Origin of the sequence: Rathayibacter sp. AY1B6, assembly GCF_002932755.1 — a bacterium.
In the GTDB taxonomy this organism is placed as follows: Bacteria; Actinomycetota; Actinomycetes; order Actinomycetales; family Microbacteriaceae; genus Rathayibacter.
In genome coordinates, this window is the sequence record NZ_PSWL01000001.1 from 183,072 (window position 1) to 204,925 (window position 21,854).

Sequence of the window (21,854 nt, forward strand, 5' to 3'; positions counted from 1 at the left end):
TCAGTCGCGCGGCAGCGGCTCGACGGGCTGCGTCTCCCCCGACGCCGGAGCGGCGGCAGGAGCGGCAGAGGCGGCAGGAGCGGCGGCAGCGGCAGGAGCGGCAGCCTCGCCGGCGGCAGGAGCAGCGGCCTGCTCCTCCCCCGCGGTCGCACCGATCAGCCCGGACACCCGCGCGGCCACGGCCTCGGGGTCGGCGAACAGCTCGAAGTTGTGCACCCGCAGGTAGTGCCAGCCCAGCCGGCGCAGCAGCTCCGGACGCAGGCGCAGCGACACGCGCAGGCTCTGCGTGCTCACGTCGCGGTCGGTCTCGACCACCACGGCGCGGGTCCCGTGCGCGGCGACGAGGGCGAGCTTCCCCTTGTGCCCGATGTTGACCCGGAGTCCGCGGCGCTCGAGGCGCGCGGCGAGATCCACCAGCATCGGCTCGGAGTAGTCGTCGCGGTCGCTCGGCTGGACGCGGTCCTCCGCCTCCTGCAGCACCTGCGCGAGCGCGACCATGCCGTAGCGCATGCGCGACTCGTCGATGTCGCCCGGGCGGAAGCACGAGACGATGTCCATCGACCGGCGGGCACGGGTCATCCCGACCGCCAGCAGGCGCTCTCCGCCCGGCTCCGCGAGGGCGCCGAAGTTCGACAGCAGGCGGCCGTGGGGCGTCCGGCCGTAGCCGATCGAGAAGATGACGCGGTCGCGGCTCTGCGCGACCGACTGCTCCAGCGTCACGACGGCGAAGGGCTCGGGCCGATCGCCGAGGATGAAGTCGCTGAGGTCGGTGCGCTTGGCGAAGGCCGTCAGCACCGCCTGCTGCGCCCGCACGGCGTGCCGGGGGCTCGCGGTGATCACCATCAGCGACTCGCGCGGACGGATCACGGCGTGCTCGAGCACCAGCTCGACCACCTTCGCGACCTCGGCGTCGACGGACTCGACCGCCCCGGAGTCGTTCTCGGGCATGCCGTGCCCGCTCGCGATGTAGTGGAAGCGCAGCGAGTCGTGTCCGAGGAACGAGCCCGCCCAGGGCAGCGAGTCGATGCGGCCGCCGTAGAAGCGGCGGTTGACCAGCTCGGCCAGGTCCTCGCCGCCCGCGCGGTAGCTGCGGGTGAGCGTGACGGTGTTGAGCAGCTCGCCGAGGCGGGCGAGCGCCGACTGGGCGTGCAGCGCCTCCACGTCGGTCCGCGAGGCGGTGGAGCCGAACTCCGGCGTCTCGTCGACGCGCAGACCGAAGGGAGTAGGGGTCTGCGTGACCGGGTCGCCGAACGCGACGACCTGCTTGGCCCGGCGGATCGCTCCGACGTTCTCGGCCAGCGTGGTCGCGCCGGCGTCGACGAGGAACACCGCGTCGAAGGTCGTCTCGGTGCCGATGCGGTGCACCTCGTACGGCGAGGCGAGCCAGGCCGGAGCGAGCACGCGCGAGAGGTGCGGAGCGGCCTTCTGCAGCTCCTGAGGGGTCGTCGCCGCCTCGGTGCGCAGCAGCGAGCGCAGCGCGTCGCGCTCCTGCGGCCAGTCGACGAGCCCGATCTTCCAGGTCTCGGAGAGCTTCCAGGCGAGGAGCTCGGCGCTCGAGGCGGCGTGCGCCTCGTCGACGAGCTTGAAGTCGGCCTCGAGCCGGTCGAGCACGCTCGTGTTGCCGCCGAGGAGCGCGCGCTCGTCGGTCAGCATGATCTCGAGCGCCGAGCGCCACCAGGCCAGGTCCAGCTCGCCCGCGACCAGCTCGGCCGGAACGTGGCGGCGCGAGAGGTCGGTGAGGAGCGGGTCCAGGCCCCAGTCGCGCAGGGTGGCCAGGAGCGTCGTCCGCTCCTGGAGGTTGGCGAGCACCTCGCTGTCCTCGGCGAGGCCGGACACCATCGAGGCCAGCTCCGCGAGCGGGAGCGAGGCGAGCTGCAGGTTCGTCCCGCGGCGGCCGAGCGGCTCGTCGAGGCGGCTCAGCTGGTCGGTCACCTGCTGGTAGGCCACCTGCACGTCGGCGACGCCGACCGGGACCTCGGGGATCGTGCCGGCGACCGCGTAGCGCTGCCACAGCGTCCGCTGCTGCTGCACCCGGCGGAGCGCCGCGTTGAGGTCGGTGACGTGCGCGCCGGGCCGCAGGTACTCGCGGGCGAGCTTCTTCAGGCGCCGGCGGTTGGTGGACGACATCTCGGCGGCCTCGCGGCGGGGCGAGGTGGCGACGATGAGGTCCTGGATCGAGCGGTCGAAGACGGCCGGCTGGAACTTGTCCAGCGTCTCGCGGACGTCCTGCAGCAGGCGCAGGTAGATGCCGAGCTCGGCGACCGACTCGAACGGGCGCATCCGCGTCTGACCGATGACGTCCTGGGCGCGGTCGAGCAGGCGCGGCAGATCGCGCAGGTGCAGGCGCTTGGCCAGCTCGTGGGCGATCTCGGCGTCGGCGGTGGAGTCGAACTGCGCGCCGTACCAGGGCGAGTCGCCCGGGCCGTAGCGGAACTCGCCCAGGCGCGCCGACTCGATCAGCATCCGGGTCGCCTCGGGGCGGCTGTGCGCGAGAGCGGTGACGGAGCGGCGGTCGAGGCGGGCGGCGGTCGACGGAGGCGTCCGCAGCTGCGAGAGGCGGGCGAGCTCCTCGAGGGCCTGCAGCGCCGAGACGCCGAAGCTCTCGTCGCGGCGGGAGAGGGCGCCGCGGTAGTCGAGCAGCACCTTCCGCAGCCGGAGCAGTGCGTCGTCGATCTCGCTGACGGAGGGGCGCGCGGCCTTCTCGTTGCGGCCGATCGACTGGATGAGGTCGCGGCGGAGCGTCCGGGGCCCGACCGCGATGCCGCCCAGGCCCGCCGAGAGCAGGCGCTGGTGGATGCTGTCGAGGCTCGACCGGCGGGCGCTGACGACCAGCACGCGCTTGTGCTGGGCGGCCAGCGCTCCGATCGCGTTGACGATGGTCTGGGTGCCGCCCGTGCCGGGGAGGGTCTTCACGACGAGCGAGTTGCCGGCCGCGATGTTCGCGATCACCTGCTCCTGCTCGGCGTCGGCGTCGAGCAGGAGGTTGTCGGTCGCCGGAGGACGCTCGTCCTGCGGGATGATCGACGCCACCTTCTGCGACTGCTGCAGCGCCCGCTTGGCGGCCGGGTTCCCGGCGACGGCGTCGAGGACGGGGTGCTCGAGCATCCGGGCGTCGCGGAGCATGTCGCCCGCCACGTCGGCGAAGCTCGAGACCACGAGGCGCGGGTGCACGGCGAACCACGGCAGGTGCGAGGTCAGGCCGCGCAGCTGGTCGATGACCGGCTGCGGCTTGAAGACGCCGTTCTGCACGGCCAGCTCGACGAACTGCTCGGGGTCGATCGTGATGCCGAACTGCTGCTTGAGGGCGCGCGCGAGCTGCGGGTTGAAGTAGGGCTGGCCCTTGAGCTTGAGCTCGAAGTCGCGGCCGTAGCGGCGGATGGCGAGCGGGCGCAGGAGCACGGGAGCGGTGAACTCCGTGTCGCCGGCGCGCCACTGGGCGAGGCCGATGGCGAGGTGGACGCCCTCGATGCCGCGGACCGACCGCAGCTCGATCCCCTTGTCGGTGATCGCACCCGCGGCGTTCTTCGCGGTGCGCAGGGCGAGCTCGTCGCGGATGAGCGAGGAGAGGAGGGTGGTCTTGCCCGAGATGAACGGGGGCAGCCCGCCGGGGTGCGTGGTCGAGAGCTCGATGCGCGTCCGGGGCGAGTCCACGAAGTGGAGCAGGGGCGACGGACCGCCGACCTTGGCGAGCTCGTCGCGCCACGACTGCCAGACCGGATCGGCCACGTTGCCGCCCTGGTAACCGGCCTCGCCGCTCGTCACCTGCACGGGAGAGGTCGCCGTCGGGGAGAGCCGATGCGCGGACGCCTCCCCCTGGTCACCGGATTCGGGTGAGGTCTCCACCGGTCCGGCTCCTGGGAAATCGTCGACTCGTTGCACACGGACACCCTAAACCGGGCACCTCCGAAAGGCCGTAGCGACGCGGGTCGGCGGCACGGTGCCTCCATCCGGCTCACCGGGCCGGGGCCTCGGACGCACGCGGAGCGCCGGGTCGGATCGGCGAGCGGAGCCGCCCTGTCGGGGCGGGCGGGGCTCAGGAGGGCCAGACGGCCAGGGGCGGCGCCGTCTCGACCCGGCGCTCGTCGCCGACCACGCGGATCCGGCTGCCCACGCGGTCGTGACCGCCGGCGACGGCGAGCGCGATCATCACCAGCTGCGCGTGGTCGCGGGTGAGGTGGCCGAAGGCGCTGCGCAGGTCGACGGGGCGGCCGGTGGCGAGCGACACCGCGATGCGCGCGACAGCCTCCTCGGAGAGGTCGAGGAGGCACGCGCGGTCGGCGAGGACGGCGAAGTCGATCCGGGGAGCCGCTGCCGTGTCCTCCCCGACCATCCACGGGTGCTCCGGGCGGAGGCAGCCGGCACGCGCGAGGAGCTGCTCGGCGGCCTCGAGGCCGGGCCCGCCGAGGACGGGGATCACGAGGCGGCCCGCTCGGCGCGGCGCCCGGAGGCGCGGACCGCGACGGACACGACGGCCGTGAGGAGGCAGGCGACGCCGGCGATCAGCGGCGCGAGCCAGCCGAGGACGCTCACCTCGTCGACGTCCGCGCCGAAGTACTGCCAGTGCGCGATGGCGTAGACGAAGAGCGAGAAGAAGCAGAGCGCGACGCCCGTGAGCGCCGAGACCAGGTCGGCGGGCCGGACGAGCGGCTCGCGCTCGGACGCCTCCGCGATCGGCTCGGCTGCGGGCTCGGGGAGTGCGGCGGCGGGGACCTGCGGGAGGGTCGCGGTGGCGGGGTGCTGCGTCATGTCTCCGAGGGAACCAGTCGCGAGACGTCCTCGGCATCAACCGCTGGCATGACGTCGCGAGCCGAGCGGATGGTGGCGCGCCGGCCGGAGGTCGCGGTCGCCGCAGCGCTCAGGCCGGTCGGCGTCCGAGCGAGGACTGGAACCGCAGCAGGTATCCGTCGGGGTCGGCCACGACCAGCTGGCGCACGCCCGCCTCCTCCGCTCCGACCCGGTACCAGCGGGTCTCGAGCGGCGAGAACAGCGGCACTCCGGCTCCGGCGAGTGCTGCGGCCGTCTCGTCGGCGTCGTCGACGTGCAGCTGGAGGTTCATCCCGCGGCCCAGCGGCCGCTCCAGCGGCGCCGCGACCCAGTTGCGGCCGCGCCCCGCCTCCTCGAGCATCACGTGGGCGGAGCCGAGGACCAGGTACGCGAAGCCCTCCTCCGGCCGGGCGTAGTCGATCCGGAAGCCGCAGGGGCCGCACCAGAACTCCAGGCTCCGCTCGAGATCGGCGACCAGCAGCTCGGGGACGAGGTCGGGATCGGTCATCCGCGCGGCTCAGGCCTCCGCGCCCTCGGGACGCGTGGTGCGGCCCGGGAGCAGGAGCAGGCCGGAGACGCCCACGACGATCAGCAGGATCGCCGCGACCGTGACGAACGAGGCCAGAGCCAGCACCGGCATGATGATCGTCAGGACACCCGCGATGACCGACGCGATGCCGGCTGCGATCGGGAGCCAGGCCGGGCCGGCGACGCTGCGTCCGCTCGTGATGCTCGAGACGCCGTCGAGGATCCAGCCCGCGCCGATCACGAGGCCCAGGACGCTCAGCGACTCGAATGGGTTCGAGAGGCACAGGATGCCCGCGACCAGGATCAGGGCGCCGAGCAGGCCCGCGAGCCAGCGCACCCGGGCGTCGAGCCGCGAGGCGGTGAAGGCCAGCAGCAGGCGGAAGACGCCCGCGGCGATCAGGTGGATGCCGAAGACGATGGCGACGGTCAGCAGCGTCGGACCGGGGATCAGGACGGCGATGACGCCGAGCACGATCGCGATCAGCGAGACGGCGATGATCCACCAGCGCTCGACGGAGGTGCGGGACATCGTGGGCGCGGCGGTCTCGGACATGGCGTTCCTTCGCGTCGGGGAGTGCGGACCCCTCGAACGTTAGGGCACCGGGGCGGGGTGCCGCGGGGCCTTGCGCCCGCCCGCCCGAGGGCGCAGGTCAGTGGCGCGATCCGGTGCGCGCCGCGGCACGGTGCCGCCGCACGCTGCGCACCACGAGCGCGAGCAGCAGCACGCCGAACGCGCTGTAGATGATCGCGTCGAGCACGCCCGCGTACTGGTCGACGAGCTCGTACTGCGTGCCGAGGGCCGCGCCGAGGCCGATCAGCAGGCCGTTCCAGACGCCGGAGCCGAGGATCGTCAGTCCCGAGAACAGCAGGAGGTTCATCCGCTCGGCCCCCGCGGGGAGCGAGATGAGGCTGCGCACGCCCGGGATGAGGCGCCCGAAGAGGACCGCCCAGGTGCCGTGCCGGCGGAACCAGCCGACCGCCTTCTCGAAGTCCTCGCGATCGACCAGCGGGAGCTTGGAGAGCAGGCGGATCGAGCGCTCCGTGCCGATGCGGTGGCCGAGCGCGTAGAGGATCAGGCCGCCGAGGTAGGCGCCGAGAGTCGCCGTGATCACGACGAGTACCAGGTTCATCCGGCCCTGCTGGGCGAGGAAGCCGGCCAGCGGCAGCACGAGCTCGCTCGGGATCGGCGGGAACACCGTCTCGATCAGCGTCAGCAGACCGACGCCCGCCTCTCCGAGCGCGGCGATCACCCGCGCGGCGACGCCGACGAGCCCGGAGAGCTCATCGATGCTGTCGGAGGAGGAGGCGGTCGCCACGGAGGCGGGGGCGAGGGCGAGGGTCGCGATCGTCATGACTGAGAAGCTACTCAGTCCGTCGAGCGCGCACCTGGGAATCCGGCGGCGCGCTCAGGGGCGGCCGGTGAGCACGACCGTGTCGGAGTCCTGCAGCCGCACCTCGACCGAGGCGATCTCGGACAGTGGCAGCCCGGTGGCGAGACTGGGCTCCATCGTCGTGCCCGGCGCACTCGTCCACGAACCGACGGCCTCGGTGCCGCCGGAGGTGTCCGTGACGTAGAGGACGTATCCGGCCGAGCCTGCGTACTGCTCGGCCGTGTCGGCCCAGCTGCAGTCCATGTCGATCCGCGTGCCCCACTGCTGCGGGACGAACCGCACGGAGGCCTCGACGGGGACGCCCGGAGCGGCGGCGAGCGGGACCGTCGAGCCGACGGTCTCGACGGGGGCGAGCGACGGGCCGATCGCGAGCGGCAGGGCGACGGCGGCGGCGGCCGAGACGCCCGCGGCGGCGAGCACCAGGCCCGCGATGCGCAGCCGGGTGCGGCGGCGGACGGAGTCGGTGGCCGCGGCGAGGCGGGTCAGCAGTGCCGCCGGAGCCGGGTCGCCCGCCGCCTCCGGCTCCTCGACCAGGCGCATCGCCTCGTCCTGGGGCAGGTGGGCCAGCAGGCCCGGCAGCGGGACGAACTCGGCGAGGGCCTCGCGGCAGCCGGGGCAGGCGCGCAGGTGCAGCTCGTACTCGCGGCGGTCGGCGGCGGTGAGGGATCCGAGGAGGTACGCGGCGTCCCAGTCGCGGAAGGGGTCGTCGTGCCGGTCGTCCGAGGAGGGGTCGTGGCTCACAGCTCCGTCACCCCCCGCTCCTGCAGCGCGAGCTTGAGGGCCCGCATCCCGTAGTGCATCCGCGACTTGACGGTGCCCGGGGCGATCCCCAGCAGCGCGGCGATCTCGGTGACCGTGCGGCCGCCGTAGTAGGCGTGCACGATGACGGCGCGGTGGTCGTGGCTCAGTCCGCTGAGCGCGTCCGAGAGCAGCCAGGCGTCGAGCACCTGGTCGGTGCGGTCGGCGGTGGGGCGCTCAGGGACCTCGTCCGTGCCCAGCTCCCTGGCGTAGCGGGCGCTGCGGCGGTCGTCGATGACGAGGTTCCGGGCCACGGTGTAGAGCCAGGAGCGGGCGGCGCCCTCGCCCTGGGCGAGGATCTCGGGGTGCCTCCAGGCGCGCAGCAGCGCCTCCTGCACGACGTCCTCCGCCATCTGGCGGTCGCCGGTCAGGCGCAGCACGAACCGCCAGAGCGCGCTGGCGTGCTCGTCGTGCAGCGCACGCAGCATCTGGGCCTGATCCTCGGACATCTCCACCTCTTCCTGCACCAACGTAACGGGGGCCCGAACGGTTCAGCCGGTTCGCGCGAGCGGCCGCTCTCTGGTACTCCGGAGTCGATGACCTTCCCCGATGCCGACGACGCCGCCCGCGTGCGCTCCTTCCTCCGCGACAACCGCTCGCGGATGCTCGACGACGTCCGGCACCTCGTGATGATCGAGAGCCCCAGCGACTCCCTCGAGGCGCTCGGCGAGCTGCACGCGTTCCTGGTGCACTGGGTGGGCGAGCGGCTCGGACACGACGCCGACGTGCAGCACCAGCGGGCGCAGGACGCGCCGACCGCGACCAGCTGGACCGTCCCGGCGAGCGGCGGCGCGAGACCGCACCGGGGCACGCGTCCGTTCGTGGCGCTGCTCGGCCACTACGACACGGTGTGGCCCCTGGGCACGACCCGCTCCTGGCCCTTCGCCGTCGACGGCGACCGCCTGAGCGGGCCGGGCAGCTACGACATGAAGGCCGGGCTGGTGCAGATGGTGTGGCTGGTGGCCGCGCTCCGCCACGCCGGCGTTGCGCATCCGGCCGTCCGCCTGGTGATGAGCGGGGACGAGGAGATCGGCAGCGCCGCCTCCCGCCCGTTCCTGGAGCGGCAGTGCACGGGCGCCGACGCGGTCCTGGTGTTCGAGGGCGCGATCGGAGACGCGGTCAAGACGGCGCGCAAGGGCATCGGGCGCTTCGTGATCGACGTGGTCGGCGTCGAGGCGCACGCCGGGGTCGAGCCGGAGAAGGGGGCGAGCGCGATCCACGAGCTCGGCTCGCTGATCCCGCGGGTGCTGGCGATCGCGCGGGAGGAGGAGGGCACCTCGGTCAACATCGGAGTGGTCTCCGGCGGCTCGCGGGTCAATGTGACGACGGCCCGCGTGCGCCTGGAGCTGGAGGCGCGGATCCGCGGGTCGGCCGAGGCCGCCCGCGTCGAGGCCGAGCTCGACGCGCTCGCCGCCGCCGACCCGCGCATCCGGCTGGAGGTGCGCGGCTCCTGGGAGCGCCCCGTCTTCGAGCGGACAGCCTCCGTCGCCGCGCTCTACCGCAGAGCCGAGCGGGTCGCGAAGCGGATCGACGTCCCTCTCCGCGAGATCGCGGTCGGCGGAGCGAGCGACGGCAACCTCGTCGCCGCGCTGGGCCTGCCGGTCCTCGACGGGCTCGGAGCCCCGGGCGAGGGGGCGCACGCACGCAGCGAGGCGATCGGCATCGAGGGCATGCTGGAGCGGACGGCGCTCGCCGCGCTGCTGGTCGCCAGCTTCGGCGACGAGCACTGACCGGCTGCAGAGGAAGGACGAGCGGATGACCCTGTACGAGTCGCGCCCCGTGGGTGTCGTGATCGAGGCTCCGGCAGCGGAGGTGTACGCCTTCGTCTCCGACCCGGCGAACCTCCCGCGGTGGGCCGCGGGCCTCGCCTCCTCCGCGCTCGAGCAGGTCGACGGACGCTGGTTCGCCGACTCGCCGATGGGACGGGTCGAGGTGCGCTTCGCCCCGCAGAACCCGTTCGGCGTCGCGGACCACGAGGTCACCCTCCCCGACGGGACGGTGGTGGACAATCCGCTCCGGGTGCTCGTGAACGGGGACGGCGCCGAGGTGGCCTTCACCGTGCGGCGGCGCCCCGGAATGAGCCTGGACGACTGGGACGAGGACTGCGCGCGGGTGGCGGACGACCTCGAATCGCTCCGGCTGCTGTTCGAGCGCGGGGCGCTGTAGGTTCGTCACAGCTCCGGCGCAGGGCCGGCACCCGTGAGAACGAGGACGCGATGACCTCCCCCGATCGTCCGAGCACCCGCCCCGCCGGCGGCATCGAGCTCAACGGCCTCGACACGATCCAGGAGTCGGAGCGGCACGGCCGCCCGCGCGACCTGTTCTGGCCGTGGTTCGCCGCGAACGTGTCCGTGCTGGGGCTGAGCTACGGCTCCTTCCTCCTCGGCTTCGGCCTCTCCTTCGGGCAGGCGACGCTCGTCAGCGTGATCGGGATCGTCGTCTCGTTCCTCTTCTGCGGCCTGGTCGCCGTCGCCGGCAAGCGCGGCTCCGCCCCCACCATGGTGCTCAGCCGGGCGGCCTTCGGAGTCGACGGCAACCGCCTGATCTCGGTGATCTCCTGGCTTCTCACGGTGGGCTGGGAGACGGTGCTGGCCTCCCTCGCGGTGCTCGCGACCGCGACGGTGTTCGAGGAGTTCGGCTGGGACGGGGGCGTGCTCACCAAGGTGGTCGCACTGATCGTGGTCGCCGCGCTCATCGTCATCGCCGGGATCGCCGGCTTCCGCCTGATCATGCGGCTCCAGCTCGCGATCACCGTCGCCACCGCCGTGCTGACCGTGGTCTACGTCGTGCTCGTCCTCGACCGGATCGACCTCGCGGCCGTCGGCGCCCTGCCCGCGGGCTCGGCCGCCGCGGTCATCGGCGGGCTCGTGTTCATGATGACCGGCTTCGGGCTGGGCTGGGTGAACGCCGCGGCCGACTACTCCCGCTACCTCCCCCGCGGCGCCCGCACGAGCGGAGTGATCGCCTGGACGACGATCGGCGGCGCGGTCGCCCCCGTCGTGCTGGTCGTCGTCGGCCTGCTGCTGGCCGGCTCCTCGCAGGAGCTGTCGGACGCGATCGCCGCGGACCCGATCGGAGCGCTCGCCGGGATCCTGCCGACCTGGTTCCTGCTCCCCTTCATCGTCGTCGCGCTGCTCGGCCTGATCGGCGGGGCCGTGATGGACATCTACTCCTCGGGACTGGCGCTGCTCAGCACGGGGCTCAGGGTCTCCCGGCCGGTGGCCGCCGGGATCGACGGCGTGCTGATGGTCCTCGGAGCGGTCTACGTCGTGTTCGTCGCGGGCGACTTCCTCGGCCCGTTCCAGGGCTTCCTGATCACCCTCGGCGTGCCGATCGCGGCCTGGCTCGGCGTGTTCCTCGCCGACCTCCTCCTCCGTCGCCGCGACTACGACCAGGAGGCTCTCTACGACTCCCGCGGCCGCTACGGCAGCGTCTCGGCGGTCCCCGTGGCGCTCGTGCTGATCGGCGCGGTCGTCGGCTGGGGTCTGGTGGTCAACTACTCCCCCGGGTTCGAGTGGGAGGGCTACCTCCTCGGCCCGCTCGGCGGACGCGACGGCGATTGGGCAGGCGCGAACCTCGGCGTCCTCGTGGCGCTCGTGATCGGCTTCGCGGGAACACTCGCGCTCTCGCGCGGGACCGTCCGCCGTCAGGAGGCCTCGGCGTGAGCCTGCTCGTCGCGATCGACCTGCAGCACGTCTTCGCCGATGCGGAGTCGCCGTGGGGGTCCGGCGGGTTCGAGCGCGCGGCCGAGGGGACCCGCCGGCTCCTCCCGGCGTTCGGCGCGCGGGTCGTGACCACCCGCTTCGTCGCCCCGGAGCGGCCCGCGGGCGCGTGGATCCCGTACTACCGCGAGTGGCCGTTCGCGCTCGTCCCCGCGAGCGACCGGCTCTTCGCGCTCGTGGACGGGTTCGAGGGCCACCGCACGATCACCGCGACGACCTTCGGCAAGTGGGGGCCCGAGCTCGAGGCGGAACTGGACGACTCCCGCGAGCTCGTGCTCACCGGCGTCTCGACCGACTGCTGCGTGCTCTCGACCGCGCTGGCGGCAGCGGACGCCGGAGTCCGGGTCAGGGTCGCCGCGGACGCCTGCGCCGGTGCCTCCGAGGCCGACCACCACCGCGCGCTCGACGCGATGGCCCTGTACGCGCCGCTGATCGAGATCACGACCGTGGACGCGGTGCTGGCGGACCTCCGCGACCGGGTCTGAGACCGCGGGCGGGACGCGAGCCTCCTCCGCCGGTCGTCCCCGCGCGTCGCGGGGCGACCCCGTCACCCGGCATGATGTCGGCATGTCCTTCACCGACGAGCGCGTCAGCCCGGCTTCCCGAACCCTGGTCATCGGCGAGGCGCTGATCGACATCGTCGAGCGCGACGGCAGCGCCACGGAGCACGTCGGCGGCTCCCCGGCCAACGTCGCCCTCACGCTCGCCCGCCTCGGGCGGCCCGTGACCCTCGTCACCGACATCGCCGACGACGAGCGCGGCCGCCGCATCCGCGCCCACCTCGAGGCTTCCGGAGTGGAGGTCCAGCACGGCGGCGCGGAGCGCACCAGCACCGCTCGGGCGGTCCTCGCCGCAGACGGATCCGCCCGCTACGTCTTCGACCTCTCCTGGAACCCGCCCGCCGCGGACCCGGAGGGCGCCTCCCACGTCCACACCGGCTCGATCGCGATCTTCCTCGAGCCGGGCGGATCCGCCGTGCTCGAGCTCCTCGAGGCGCTGCCCGCCGGAGTGACGGCGAGCGTCGACGCGAACATCCGCCCGGCGCTGGTCGGCGCTCATGCCGAGGCGCTCGCGCGCTTCGAGCGGATCGCCGCCGCGTGCGAGGTCGTGAAGCTCAGCGACGAGGACGCGGAGTGGCTCTACCCGACCATGCAGCTCGACGAGGTCCTCAGCCGACTGCTCTCCCTCGGGTCGCAGCTCGCGGTCGTCACGCGCGGCGCGGAGGGACTGCTGCTGGCCTCCGCCGTCACGCGGGTGACCGTGCCCGCCGCGCGGATCGTGGTGGCCGACACGATCGGCGCCGGCGACTCCGCGATGGGCGCGATCCTCGACGAGGCGCTCCGCCAGGGCCTCGGCGCGGCGAACGGGATGCTGCTCGACGGCCCCGCCCTGCACGCGATCGGCCGCCACGCCGCACACGTCGCCGGCATCACGACCTCCCGCTCCGGCGCTAACCCGCCCACCCGCGACGAGCTCTGAGGACCGGGGGCGGACTTTCTGCAGGACGCCCCTGGTGCTCGCGTCGGGACGCGGAGATACTGGGCGCACCTCGACCGAAAGGCGTGCCGTGCCCACTTCACTGAGCCCCTACATCGGCTTCGACGGCTCCGCTCAGGAGGCGATGGAGTTCTACCGGGACGTGCTCGGCGGCGAGCTCAGCTCCAGCCGTTTCGGCGACTTCGGGATGAGCGCGGATCCGGCCGACCAGGACCGGATCATGCACGCCCAGCTCGTCACGCCGAGCGGCATGATCCTGATGGGCTCCGACTCCCCCTCCGCGGGCCCGGCCGAGAGCGGCGCCCGCATCACGATCGCGCTCTTCGGCGACAACGACGCCGAGCTGAGCGGCTACTGGGACGGCCTGGCCGAGGGCGGCACGGTCCTCGAGCCGCTGGTCGCCTCGCCCTGGGGCGACCGCTTCGGGATGCTGGTCGACCGCTACGGCGTCGGCTGGATGGTGAACATCGCCGCTCCGCCCGCCTGACGCTCCTCCCCAGCCCGGGATCGGGGCACGCCTCCCCCGGGTGCGTCCACCCGTCCCGCCGGCCGCCGCGGCAGGCGCACAATGGAGAGGCCGCTCCCGCTCCGGGGGCCGTCCCCTCTCTCACGAAGGCTGCAGATGACGATCACGCTCGGGTACAAGGCATCGGCGGAGCAGTTCGGCGCCCGGGAGCTCGTCGAGCTCGCGGTCGGCGCCGAGCGGCACGGCTTCGAGACCGCGGTCGTCTCGGACCACTTCCAGCCGTGGCGGCACACGGGCGGGCACGCGCCGTTCTCCCTCGCCTGGCTCGCCGCGGCCGGTGAGCGCACCTCCACCATCACCCTCGGCACCTCCGTGATGACCCCGCACTACCGCTACAACCCGGCCGTCATCGCCCAGGCCTTCGGCACGCTCGGCGTGCTCTACCCTGAGCGGATCATGCTCGGCGTCGGTACCGGCGAGGCGCTGAACGAGGTCGCCACCGGCTACCAGGGCGCGGGCGAGCAGACCTGGCCCGACTTCAAGGAGCGCTTCGCCCGGCTCCGCGAGGCCGTGCGGCTGATGCGCGCGCTCTGGGCCGGCGACCGCGTCACGTTCGACGGCGAGTACTACTCCACGCACGAGGCGTCGATCTACGACAAGCCCGAGAGCGGCGTGCCGGTCTACATCGCGGCGGGCGGCCCCGTCGTCGCCAAGTACGCCGGCCGGGCCGGCGACGGCTTCATCTGCACGTCGGGCAAGGGCATGGAGCTCTACACCGAGAAGCTGCTCCCCGCCGTCGAGGAGGGCGCCGCCGCGGCCGATCGCGACTCCTCGACCATCGACCGCATGATCGAGATCAAGCTCTCCTACGACCCCGATCCGGCGCTCGCCCTCGAGAACACGCGCTTCTGGGCGCCGCTCTCGCTGTCGCCGGAGCAGAAGCACTCGCTGACCGATCCGGTCGACATGGAGCGCGCAGCCGACGAGCTGCCGATCGAGCAGGTCGCGAAGCGCTGGATCGTCGGCTCCGACCCCGAGGAGACGGTCGCGCAGATCAAGCCCTACGTCGACGCGGGCTTCACTCACCTGGTCTTCCACGCCCCGGGCGACGACCAGCAGCGCTTCTTCGACGCCTTCGAGCGCGACCTCGCGCCGCGGCTGCGCGCGCTCTGACCTCCCGCCTCCGCCACGACCCCCTTCGGAAGGGCCGCTCCCGCATGACCACGGCCACCCTGCTCGCCCGGCTCGACCGCGGCGAGGCGCTGACGCGCGAGAGCGCCGAAGCGCTCCTCGGCGCGCGCGACGACGACCTCGACCTGCTGCTGGAGGCCGCCGGCCGCCTGCGCGACGACGGACTCGCCCGCCGCGGACGGCCCGGCGTCGTCACCTACTCGCGGAAGGTCTTCGTCCCGCTGACCAAGCTCTGCCGCGACCGGTGCCACTACTGCGTCTTCGTGGAGACGCCCGGCGGACTCGCGGCCAAGCGCGAATCGACCTTCATGGAGCCGGAGGAGATCCTCGAGGTCGCTCGGGCCGGTGCCGCGCTCGGCTGCAAGGAGGCCCTCTTCACTCTCGGCGACCGCCCGGAGGACCGGTGGCCGGTCGCCCGCGCCTGGCTCGCCGAGCACGGCTACGCCTCGACGCTGGAGTACGTGCGCGCGATGGCCGTCCTGGTGATGAGCGAGACGGGCATGGTCACGCACCTGAACCCCGGCGTGATGTCGTGGGCCGAGCTGCAGCGGCTCCGCCCGGTCGCGCCCTCGATGGGCATGATGCTCGAGACGACCGCCGAGCGCCTCTGGTCCGAGAAGGGCGGCGTGCACTACGGCTCGCCGGACAAGGACCCGGCCCTGCGCCTGCGCGTGCTCGAGGACGCGGGCCGCAGCCGCATCCCCTTCACCACGGGTGTGCTGCTGGGCATCGGCGAGAACGCCGCCGAGCGGGCGGACGCCCTCTTCGCGATCCGCGAGTCCCACGAGCGCTGGGGCCACGTGCAGGAGTGCATCGTCCAGAACTTCCGCGCGAAGCCGCGGACGGCCATGCAGAACGAGGTCGATCTCGAGCTGCAGGAGTACGTGGCCAACGTCGCGGTCGCGCGCCTCGTGCTCGGCGCCGACGCGACGATCCAGGCACCGCCGAACCTCACCGACGAGCAGGAGCTCGGGCTGCTGCTGCGCGCCGGGGTCGACGACTGGGGCGGCGTCAGCCCGCTCACGGCCGATCACGTGAATCCGGAGCGCCCCTGGCCGAACATCGACGACCTCGCGCGGCTCACCGCGGCCGCCGGCTACCGGCTGCACGAGCGGCTGACCGCGCACCCGCAGTACCTCCGCGACTCGGCCACCTGGATCGATCCGCGCGTCGCTCCCTACGTCGAGGCGCTCGCCGACCGCGGGACCTGGCTCGCCGACGAGGCGGCACCGGTCCTCCCCCGGCCCTACCGCGACTCGCTCGACGCCCTGCCCCGACCGGTCGCGCCCGCCCTCGGCGCCGTGCTCGCCCGGGCTGAGGCGGACCCCGCCGGTCTCGAGGACGCCGACTACCTCGCCCTGCTCGCAGCCGACGGCGACGACCTCGACGCCCTCTCCGCTCTGGCGGACGACCTGCGGCACGACGCCGCCGGCGACGAGGTCTCGGTCGTCGTCAACCGCAACATCGACACGTCCCTCTGGGGAGCGGGCGGGCTCACCGTCGAGCGGCTGGAGGAGCTCGCCGACGAGGCGGTCGCGCTCGGCGCCACCGAGCTCTGCCTCCAGGGCGCGATCGGACCGGAGCACCCGGGCGACGATCTGCTGCTGATCGTCCGCACGCTGAAGCAGCGGCAGCCCGCGCTGCACCTGCACGCCTACCGGCCCGGCGAGATCCTCGAGGTCGCCCGCCGCACCGGCCGCACCCTGCCCGCGATGCTCGACGCCCTCCGCGAGGCCGGCGTGGACTCCGTTCCGGGGACCGCCGCCCGCATCCTCGACGACGACGTCCGCGCCGTCCTGAGCGAGGGGACGGACCCGACGGTGGCCGAGTGGCGGGAGGCGATCACGGCCGCGCACCGCAGCGGCCTCCGCTCCACCTCGACCATGGTCTACGGACACGTCGAGACCCCCGAGCAGCAGCTCGCGCACCTGCGCACGCTCGCGGCGATCCAGGACGAGACGGGCGGCTTCACCGAGTTCATCGCGATGCCCTTCGTCCCGGCGGAGGCGCCTCCCGCCGTGGTGCGCGCGAGCCGGGGCGGTCCGACCCTCCGCGAGACCCGTGCCGTGCACGCCGTCGCACGCCTCGTCCTCCACGGCCGGATCGCCCACGTGCAGACCGCCTGGACCAAGCTGGGACTGCACGCGGCGCAGGTCCTCCTCCGCGGCGGGGCGGACGACCTCGGCGGCCTGCTGCTCGACGGCGCCCTCCGCCCCGAGGCGGGAGCAGAGGCCTACCGCTCGCTCGACATCGCGACCGTCGCCCGGCTGAGCGGCGAGATCGGCCGCGGCTGGCGCCAGCGCACCACGACCTACGGCGTGGTCGCAGCGGAGCGGGCGCTGCGGGTGGAGCCCGTCGCAGCGGCGGGTCCGCAGCGGATGCGCCTCCCGGTCCGCGGGACCCGCCGGGCGTCATGACCCGCTCGGAGTACCTGCGGCGTCAGGCGGAGCTGGTCCGTGAGGAGCGGATCGAGTCGGACGGCGCCGCCGTGAGGCTGCTGACCGCGGGTGCCGAGAGCCCGCGCGCCGTGCTGCTGCTGACCGGCGTCGGCCGGGGCGCGCGGAGCGACACCGGGCTGCTGATGCCGATGCTGGCGCGGCGCCACCGCGTCGCCGCGCTCGAGCTCGCCGACCTCGGCGACCCGTGGCTGAACGGCCCCGCCGCGGTGCGCGCCTCCCTGGACGCGCTCGGCGCCGAGGAGGCCGTCCTGATCGGCCACTCTCTCGGAGCCGCTGTGGCCCTCGCCGCGGGCGACCGGCGGGTGAGCGCCCTCGCCCTCGTGGCCGGATGGCTGCGCCCGACGGAGCGCCTCCTCCGCACGGCGCGCCTCTGGCCGATGCTGCCGCCCGACGCGCAGGAGGAGGCCGCTCGGCTCCTCGCCGTCCGCTCGGCCACCGCCTCCGCCCCGTGGAGCGCCGACGCCGCCGGGATGCTCGCCGCCTCCGCTCGGGCAGACGCCTCCGCGGCCGCCTCGGACTGCCGCGTGCCCGCCCTCGTGGTCGGCTGCTCCGCCGATGCCGTCGTCGGCGTCGAGGGTGCCGAGGCCCTGCTCGGCGCGATCGACGACGCCCGCTACGCCGTCCTCGACTCCGGTCACGCCGTGCTCGCCGAGCGCCCCGCCGAGCTCCTCGCCGTCCTCGAGCACTTCCTCGCCGACCCGCACCGCGACCCGGCGGGCAGCGTCGTGGCGAGTACCACGGTCTGATGGACGTCGACGTCGTCGTGATCGGCGCCGGGTTCGCCGGCCTCGGAGCCGCGGTCCGCCTGGAGCGCCGCGGCGGCACCTCGTTCGTCGTGCTGGAGCGCGCCGAGCGGATCGGCGGCACCTGGCGGGACAACGTCTACCCGGGCGTCTCCTGCGACATCCCCTCGCACCTCTACTCCTACTCCTTCGCCCCCGAGGCCGACTGGTCGGCGTTCTACGCCCCCGGGGCCGAGATCCAGGCCTACCTCGAGCGCGTCGTCGAGAAGGAGGGCCTCGCGCCCCGGCTCCGGCTGGGGACCGAGGTGCTCGAGGCGGTCTTCGACGAGGAGGCGCACCGCTGGCGGGTGCGCACCTCCCGGGGCGACTACTCCGCCGGCGTCCTCCTCGTCTGCGCGGGGCGCCTCTCCGAGCCCCGCCTCCCGGCCGTCCCGGGCCTGGACGCGTTCACGGGCCCCGCCTTCCACTCCGCCCGCTGGCGGGACGACGTCGACCTCGACGGGAAGCGCGTGGGCATCGTCGGCTCGGGCGCCTCGGCCGTGCAGATCGTGCCGCACCTCGCCGAGCGCGCCGCCGAGGTGGTGCTCTTCCAGCGCTCGGCGCCGTACGTCGTCCCCCGCCGGAACCGCCCGTACCCGCCGGAGGAGCGCCGAGCCCTCTCCCGCGCGCCCGGGGCCCTCACGAGGCTCCGCGAGGAGCTGTTCTGGCGCGCCGAGCTCGGCTTCGCCGGCCGCGTCGCCGTTCCCGAGGCCATCGACCGGCTGCGGGCTGAGGCGCTCGGCCACCTCGAGGAGCAGATCCCCGATCCCGCGCTCCGCGCCGTGCTGACTCCGGACTACGAGATCGGCTGCAAGCGCGTGCTCCTCTCGGACGACTACTACCCCGCCCTCGCCCAGCCGCACGTCCGCGTCGTCCCCGGTCCGCTCCGGCGCGTCGAGGCGGATGCCGCGCTCGGCAACGACGGCGTCCCGCACGGGGTCGACGTGCTCGTCTTCGCGACCGGCTTCCACTCCACGCGGCCGCCCTTCGCCCGGCGCATCCGCGGCCGCGGCGGCGTCCTCCTCGCCGACCGCTGGTCCGACGGCATGGCGGCGTACGAGTCGACCGCGGTCCACGGGTTCCCGAGCCTCTTCGTCGTCAACGGCCCCAACGCGAGCCTCGGCCACAACTCGGCGGTGCACATGATCGAGACGCAGATCGACTACGTGCTCGCCGCGCTCGACCACCTCGCGGTCTCCGGCGCCGACCGGCTCGAGGTCACCGCCGAGGCCGAGGCCGCCTCCGTCGCACGCCTCGACGCCCTCAGCGCCGACACCGTCTGGACCAACGGCGGCTGCGAGAGCTGGTACCTGGACGACAACCGGCGACTCACGCTGCTCTGGCCCGACTTCGCCTTCGCCTTCCGCGAGGAGCTCGGCCGGTTCGACCCCTCGGCCTACACGACCTGACCGCGGCTCGCTATCGTGACCGCATGACCGACCGCGTGCTCGCTCCCGAACCGCCCGCAGACGGCGCGAAGCCGAAGGGACCGGCCTCGTACTTCCCGAGCATCGAGAAGACCTACGGCCGTCCCGTCCAGGACTGGCTCGACCTCGCCGACGAGCGTCTGCGCTCCGAGCCGCACATGCAGGTCGTCACCTGGCTCACGACCGAGCACGGCCTGGGTCACGGCCACGCGAACGCGATCGTCGCCTACGTCCGCGCCGCCCGCGCCTGACCGCCTCGCCCGTCGTCCGCACAGGCTAGGCCCGGCCGCCTCCCCGGGCCACCCGTCGTCGGCGCCCGCGCCGTCCGGGGATAATCGGGGCATGCGCGAAGACGACGATGTCGATCTGGTGATCGACGCGTGGGCCGGGGCCCTGCCCGACCTCGATTTCGCGCCTCTGGACGTCGTCTCCCGCCTCCGCCGCCTCAGTCCGCGCGTGCAGGAAGTGCGGCGGCAGTCCTTCGCCGTCAGCGATCTCGCCCCGTGGGAGTTCGAGCTCCTCTCGCTGCTGCGGCAGCGCGGGGAGGCCGGGATGACGCCCTCGGCCCTCGCCACGCACCTCGCGCTGTCCAGCGGCAACCTGGCCAGCCGCGTCGACCGCCTCGGCGCCCGCGGGCTCGTGGTCCGCGAGCAGAACGCCGCGGACTCGCGCAGCAAGATCGTCTCGCTCACCCCGCGGGGCACGAAGCGGGTCGACGAGGCGATGCGCAACCTCGTCGCCGCCGAGGGCGAGGTGCTCGCCGACCTGGACGCCGCGCAGGTGTCGGTCCTCATCGAGTGCCTGCGGCGGATCAGCGACACCCTCGACCGGCTGCAGTGACCCGCTACGCCCGACGAGCCTGAGAGGTCAAGCCCGTTCGGAGAGACCGGCACCGGACGTAGCGTGAATCGTGCACGGTCGAGGCGTCAGCCACCCGTGCGGATGATCGCGAAAGCGGAGAGCACCATGACACAGATTTCTTCTATCCAACCCGCGCGATGGAGCCGGAACGGAGTCAGGATCGTCGTCGTTCCCGGGGCGGAGCTGCCCCGGTTCCGACTCGAGATCGACGCCCGACTGACCACCGCGCCCTCCCTCGTCCCCACCGGGCCCTTCTCGACCGTCGAGGAGGCCGAGCGGGCCGCCGAGGTCGCCGCCGGCCTGCTGGGGGCGAAGATCCCCGCCTGAGCGCGCCCGTCGAGACGGCTCCGATCAGCTCTCGAGCTCCGCGAGCGATCCGGTCGGGACCGCGATCCACCCCTCGGCCTCCGCCGCCTCCTGCAGTTCGGGGGGCACCGGCAGAGTCGCGCCCAGCGCGTGGGCGCGAGCGTTGAGAGCCGCGACGACGGCGTCGAACGCGTCGTCCGAGCGGCGCATCAGTGCGAGCGCAGGTGCGGGGACGTCGAGCCACGGCGCCGCGCGGAGCAGCGACTCCACGGCGAGCGCCACGGCCTCCGGTCGCGTCTTGTACCCCGTGGTGTCGACTCCCCAGAGCCGCAGCGCCGCCGCCGGATACGCCTCGACGAGCCGTCCGCGTCCGGAGCGGTCGACGTCCTCCCCGCTCGCGGCGAAGGCGTCCAGCAGCTCCGCGCAGCGCATGGCCGTCATCCCGAGCCGATCGGTCGACACGCTGAGCGGCCAGCGCCCGGTGACCTCCTTCGCGACACGGTCCGTCTCGCGGTAGGCGAGGCGGCGCCGCCAGTCGCGGCCCGCGAGCGTGCGCGGCGAGACCTCCCGCCGGGTGTGGGCCGAGACGAACGCCGCGAACTCCACCGGCCAGCCGAACGCGCAGTCGATCCCGATGACCGCCGCCTCCCGTGACGCCTCGACGATCGTCGCGTCCTCGGCGCCGAGGGCGAGCGAGCGGACGACGGCCCGCCCTCCGGAGAACTCGAGGGCGGCGAGAGCGGTCCGCACCGGCTCCGCTGCGAGGTCGACGCCGATCGTGAGCACGGGGACAGGCTAGGCGCTCCAGCGCTACGCTCGAGCGATGACGCCGCCCTCCCCCTCCCCCCGGGCGGACTCGGCCCGCGTGCCGGTCGCGCTCCTGCGCCTCCTCGTCGCCGCCGCGGTCCTCGTCGCCGTGATCGCGACGGCCGTCGACACCGCCTCGCGCACGCCGCTGAACCCGTTCAACTTCTTCGGCTTCTTCACGATCCAGAGCAACATCGTGCTCGCCGTCCTGCTGGCCGTCACCGCCGTGCTCGCCCTCCGGCGCCGTCCGGTTCCGGGCGGACTCGTCCTGGCGCGCGGAGCCTTCACCGGCTACATCATCGTCGTCGGCCTCGTCTACAACACCCTCCTCACCGATGTCGCGGGCGGAGTGGCGCTGCCGTGGGCCAACACCGTCATGCACGTGCTGTTCCCGATCTACGGCCTGCTCGACTGGCTGCTGCTCGCCGATCGCCCGCCTCTGCCGTGGCGGCGGCTCTGGCTGGTCGTGGTCTACCCGATCGTCTGGCTCGTCGTGGTGCTGGTCCGCGGAGCGACGGACGGCTGGGTGCCCTATCCGTTCCTGGATCCCGCGACCGGGTACGGGCAGGTGTCGGTGTTCGTCGTCGGGATCGCGGTCGCGTTCCTCGCGTCGGGGGCACTGGTCTGGGCGATGAGCCGGCTGCGGATCGTGCCGGTGGCCGGCCGCTGAGACGACGGGTGGAGTGAGCGGACACTGGGCCGCCGGTCGGCGGACCCGGGACTCTCCCGCTCCGCCGACAACCGGCCCGTTCTGGGGTCACCCGTTCGGGGTCATCCGGGGCTCCGCTCCCCTAGCGTCAGGACCGACGGCTCCCCCCACCGTCCTCCCCCCCTCGAGAACGGTCCCCCATGAGC

At 73.7% G+C, this 21,854-nt stretch carries 23 protein-coding genes; 14 read left to right on the forward strand and 9 right to left on the reverse strand.

The annotated features are described in order from the left end of the window. The 8 genes from C5D08_RS00860 to C5D08_RS00895 form a co-directional block, all read right to left on the reverse strand. Window positions 1–3,843, reverse strand: a complete 3,843-nt coding sequence (locus tag C5D08_RS00860) for a DEAD/DEAH box helicase (protein WP_374953955.1) — start codon at window positions 3,841–3,843, stop codon at window positions 1–3. 190 nt (window positions 3,844–4,033) lie between these two features. Next, entirely contained in the window at window positions 4,034–4,417 is a 384-nt protein-coding gene (locus tag C5D08_RS00865) for a hypothetical protein (RefSeq protein ID WP_104275384.1), read from the reverse strand. Beyond that, entirely contained in the window at window positions 4,414–4,746 is a 333-nt protein-coding gene (locus C5D08_RS00870; protein ID WP_104275385.1) for a hypothetical protein, read from the reverse strand. Before C5D08_RS00870 ends, C5D08_RS00865 begins: the two co-directional genes overlap by 4 nt. 109 nt (window positions 4,747–4,855) lie before the next feature. Continuing rightward, on the reverse strand, window positions 4,856–5,272 hold the full coding sequence (locus C5D08_RS00875; RefSeq protein ID WP_104275386.1) for a VOC family protein: 417 nt from the start codon (window positions 5,270–5,272) through the stop codon (window positions 4,856–4,858). A gap of 9 nt (window positions 5,273–5,281) precedes the next feature. Next, a complete protein-coding gene (locus tag C5D08_RS00880; RefSeq protein ID WP_104275387.1) occupies window positions 5,282–5,845 on the reverse strand; it encodes an HdeD family acid-resistance protein in 564 nt (187 codons plus the stop codon). A gap of 97 nt (window positions 5,846–5,942) precedes the next feature. Further along, on the reverse strand, window positions 5,943–6,644 hold the full coding sequence (locus C5D08_RS00885) for a DedA family protein (RefSeq protein ID WP_104275388.1): 702 nt from the start codon (window positions 6,642–6,644) through the stop codon (window positions 5,943–5,945). A 54-nt stretch (window positions 6,645–6,698) separates the two neighbouring features. Continuing rightward, window positions 6,699–7,424 carry an anti-sigma factor gene (locus tag C5D08_RS00890; RefSeq protein WP_104275389.1) on the reverse strand — a complete coding sequence of 242 codons (726 nt, stop codon included), beginning with the start codon at window positions 7,422–7,424 and terminating at the stop codon, window positions 6,699–6,701. Next, window positions 7,421–7,930: a sigma-70 family RNA polymerase sigma factor gene (locus tag C5D08_RS00895; RefSeq protein WP_104275390.1), complete on the reverse strand. Its 510-nt coding sequence runs from the start codon at window positions 7,928–7,930 to the stop codon at window positions 7,421–7,423. Before C5D08_RS00895 ends, C5D08_RS00890 begins: the two co-directional genes overlap by 4 nt. An 87-nt stretch (window positions 7,931–8,017) precedes the next feature. Here C5D08_RS00895 and C5D08_RS00900 point away from each other — a divergent pair, with 87 nt between their 5' ends. From C5D08_RS00900 to C5D08_RS00960, 13 genes are all read left to right on the forward strand, one after another. Continuing rightward, window positions 8,018–9,211, forward strand: coding sequence for a M20/M25/M40 family metallo-hydrolase (locus tag C5D08_RS00900; RefSeq protein WP_104275391.1), 1,194 nt, complete (start codon window positions 8,018–8,020; stop codon window positions 9,209–9,211). A gap of 25 nt (window positions 9,212–9,236) precedes the next feature. Then, window positions 9,237–9,647, forward strand: coding sequence for an SRPBCC family protein (locus tag C5D08_RS00905; protein ID WP_104249452.1), 411 nt, complete (start codon window positions 9,237–9,239; stop codon window positions 9,645–9,647). Window positions 9,648–9,697: 50 nt separating this feature from the next. Beyond that, window positions 9,698–11,146, forward strand: a complete 1,449-nt coding sequence (locus tag C5D08_RS00910; protein WP_104275392.1) for a cytosine permease — start codon at window positions 9,698–9,700, stop codon at window positions 11,144–11,146. Continuing rightward, window positions 11,143–11,688: a cysteine hydrolase family protein gene (locus C5D08_RS00915; protein ID WP_104275393.1), complete on the forward strand. Its 546-nt coding sequence runs from the start codon at window positions 11,143–11,145 to the stop codon at window positions 11,686–11,688. Before C5D08_RS00910 ends, C5D08_RS00915 begins: the two co-directional genes overlap by 4 nt. An 82-nt stretch (window positions 11,689–11,770) precedes the next feature. Continuing rightward, the gene (locus tag C5D08_RS00920) at window positions 11,771–12,682 is read left to right on the forward strand and encodes a carbohydrate kinase (protein WP_104275394.1); all 912 of its coding nucleotides are present in this window, start codon (window positions 11,771–11,773) and stop codon (window positions 12,680–12,682) included. 88 nt (window positions 12,683–12,770) lie between these two features. Continuing rightward, window positions 12,771–13,187 (forward strand): VOC family protein, encoded by a 417-nt coding sequence (locus C5D08_RS00925; RefSeq protein ID WP_104275395.1) that lies wholly within the window; start codon window positions 12,771–12,773, stop codon window positions 13,185–13,187. A 135-nt stretch (window positions 13,188–13,322) separates the two neighbouring features. Beyond that, window positions 13,323–14,339, forward strand: a complete 1,017-nt coding sequence (gene fgd / locus C5D08_RS00930; protein WP_181067747.1) for a glucose-6-phosphate dehydrogenase (coenzyme-F420) — start codon at window positions 13,323–13,325, stop codon at window positions 14,337–14,339. Window positions 14,340–14,383: 44 nt separating this feature from the next. Then, window positions 14,384–16,774, forward strand: a complete 2,391-nt coding sequence (gene cofG, locus C5D08_RS00935) for a 7,8-didemethyl-8-hydroxy-5-deazariboflavin synthase CofG (protein WP_104275396.1) — start codon at window positions 14,384–14,386, stop codon at window positions 16,772–16,774. Next, window positions 16,771–17,562, forward strand: a complete 792-nt coding sequence (locus tag C5D08_RS00940; protein ID WP_104275397.1) for an alpha/beta fold hydrolase — start codon at window positions 16,771–16,773, stop codon at window positions 17,560–17,562. Before cofG ends, C5D08_RS00940 begins: the two co-directional genes overlap by 4 nt. Then, window positions 17,562–19,007 (forward strand): NAD(P)/FAD-dependent oxidoreductase, encoded by a 1,446-nt coding sequence (locus C5D08_RS00945; RefSeq protein ID WP_104275398.1) that lies wholly within the window; start codon window positions 17,562–17,564, stop codon window positions 19,005–19,007. The genes C5D08_RS00940 and C5D08_RS00945 overlap by 1 nt, the downstream gene beginning before the upstream one ends. Before the next feature lie 23 nt (window positions 19,008–19,030). Further along, window positions 19,031–19,276, forward strand: a complete 246-nt coding sequence (locus C5D08_RS00950; protein WP_104275399.1) for a DUF4287 domain-containing protein — start codon at window positions 19,031–19,033, stop codon at window positions 19,274–19,276. A gap of 91 nt (window positions 19,277–19,367) precedes the next feature. After that, the gene (locus C5D08_RS00955; protein WP_104275400.1) at window positions 19,368–19,865 is read left to right on the forward strand and encodes a MarR family winged helix-turn-helix transcriptional regulator; all 498 of its coding nucleotides are present in this window, start codon (window positions 19,368–19,370) and stop codon (window positions 19,863–19,865) included. A gap of 126 nt (window positions 19,866–19,991) precedes the next feature. Beyond that, a complete protein-coding gene (locus C5D08_RS00960) occupies window positions 19,992–20,213 on the forward strand; it encodes a hypothetical protein (RefSeq protein ID WP_146076606.1) in 222 nt (73 codons plus the stop codon). 24 nt (window positions 20,214–20,237) lie between these two features. Here the strand turns inward: C5D08_RS00960 and C5D08_RS00965 are convergent, their stop codons facing one another. Next, window positions 20,238–20,978 (reverse strand): DUF429 domain-containing protein, encoded by a 741-nt coding sequence (locus C5D08_RS00965; RefSeq protein ID WP_104275401.1) that lies wholly within the window; start codon window positions 20,976–20,978, stop codon window positions 20,238–20,240. Between the two features lie 37 nt (window positions 20,979–21,015). On the opposite strand from C5D08_RS00965, the gene C5D08_RS00970 reads away from it, so the two are divergent. Next, window positions 21,016–21,669 (forward strand): Pr6Pr family membrane protein, encoded by a 654-nt coding sequence (locus C5D08_RS00970; RefSeq protein WP_104275402.1) that lies wholly within the window; start codon window positions 21,016–21,018, stop codon window positions 21,667–21,669. Window positions 21,670–21,854 lie beyond the last annotated feature (185 nt).

Coding starts and splice junctions, on each gene's coding strand:
- C5D08_RS00870 (WP_104275385.1), bottom strand. CDS start 4,746: ATGACGCAGCACCCCGCCACCGCGACCCTCCCGCAGGTCCCCGCCGCC.
- C5D08_RS00875 (WP_104275386.1), bottom strand. CDS start 5,272: ATGACCGATCCCGACCTCGTCCCCGAGCTGCTGGTCGCCGATCTCGAG.
- C5D08_RS00880 (WP_104275387.1), bottom strand. CDS start 5,845: ATGTCCGAGACCGCCGCGCCCACGATGTCCCGCACCTCCGTCGAGCGC.
- C5D08_RS00885 (WP_104275388.1), bottom strand. CDS start 6,644: ATGACGATCGCGACCCTCGCCCTCGCCCCCGCCTCCGTGGCGACCGCC.
- C5D08_RS00895 (WP_104275390.1), bottom strand. CDS start 7,930: ATGTCCGAGGATCAGGCCCAGATGCTGCGTGCGCTGCACGACGAGCAC.
- C5D08_RS00900 (WP_104275391.1), top strand. CDS start 8,018: ATGACCTTCCCCGATGCCGACGACGCCGCCCGCGTGCGCTCCTTCCTC.
- C5D08_RS00905 (WP_104249452.1), top strand. CDS start 9,237: ATGACCCTGTACGAGTCGCGCCCCGTGGGTGTCGTGATCGAGGCTCCG.
- C5D08_RS00910 (WP_104275392.1), top strand. CDS start 9,698: ATGACCTCCCCCGATCGTCCGAGCACCCGCCCCGCCGGCGGCATCGAG.
- C5D08_RS00920 (WP_104275394.1), top strand. CDS start 11,771: ATGTCCTTCACCGACGAGCGCGTCAGCCCGGCTTCCCGAACCCTGGTC.
- fgd (WP_181067747.1), top strand. CDS start 13,323: ATGACGATCACGCTCGGGTACAAGGCATCGGCGGAGCAGTTCGGCGCC.
- cofG (WP_104275396.1), top strand. CDS start 14,384: ATGACCACGGCCACCCTGCTCGCCCGGCTCGACCGCGGCGAGGCGCTG.
- C5D08_RS00940 (WP_104275397.1), top strand. CDS start 16,771: ATGACCCGCTCGGAGTACCTGCGGCGTCAGGCGGAGCTGGTCCGTGAG.
- C5D08_RS00945 (WP_104275398.1), top strand. CDS start 17,562: ATGGACGTCGACGTCGTCGTGATCGGCGCCGGGTTCGCCGGCCTCGGA.
- C5D08_RS00950 (WP_104275399.1), top strand. CDS start 19,031: ATGACCGACCGCGTGCTCGCTCCCGAACCGCCCGCAGACGGCGCGAAG.
- C5D08_RS00955 (WP_104275400.1), top strand. CDS start 19,368: ATGCGCGAAGACGACGATGTCGATCTGGTGATCGACGCGTGGGCCGGG.
- C5D08_RS00960 (WP_146076606.1), top strand. CDS start 19,992: ATGACACAGATTTCTTCTATCCAACCCGCGCGATGGAGCCGGAACGGA.
- C5D08_RS00970 (WP_104275402.1), top strand. CDS start 21,016: ATGACGCCGCCCTCCCCCTCCCCCCGGGCGGACTCGGCCCGCGTGCCG.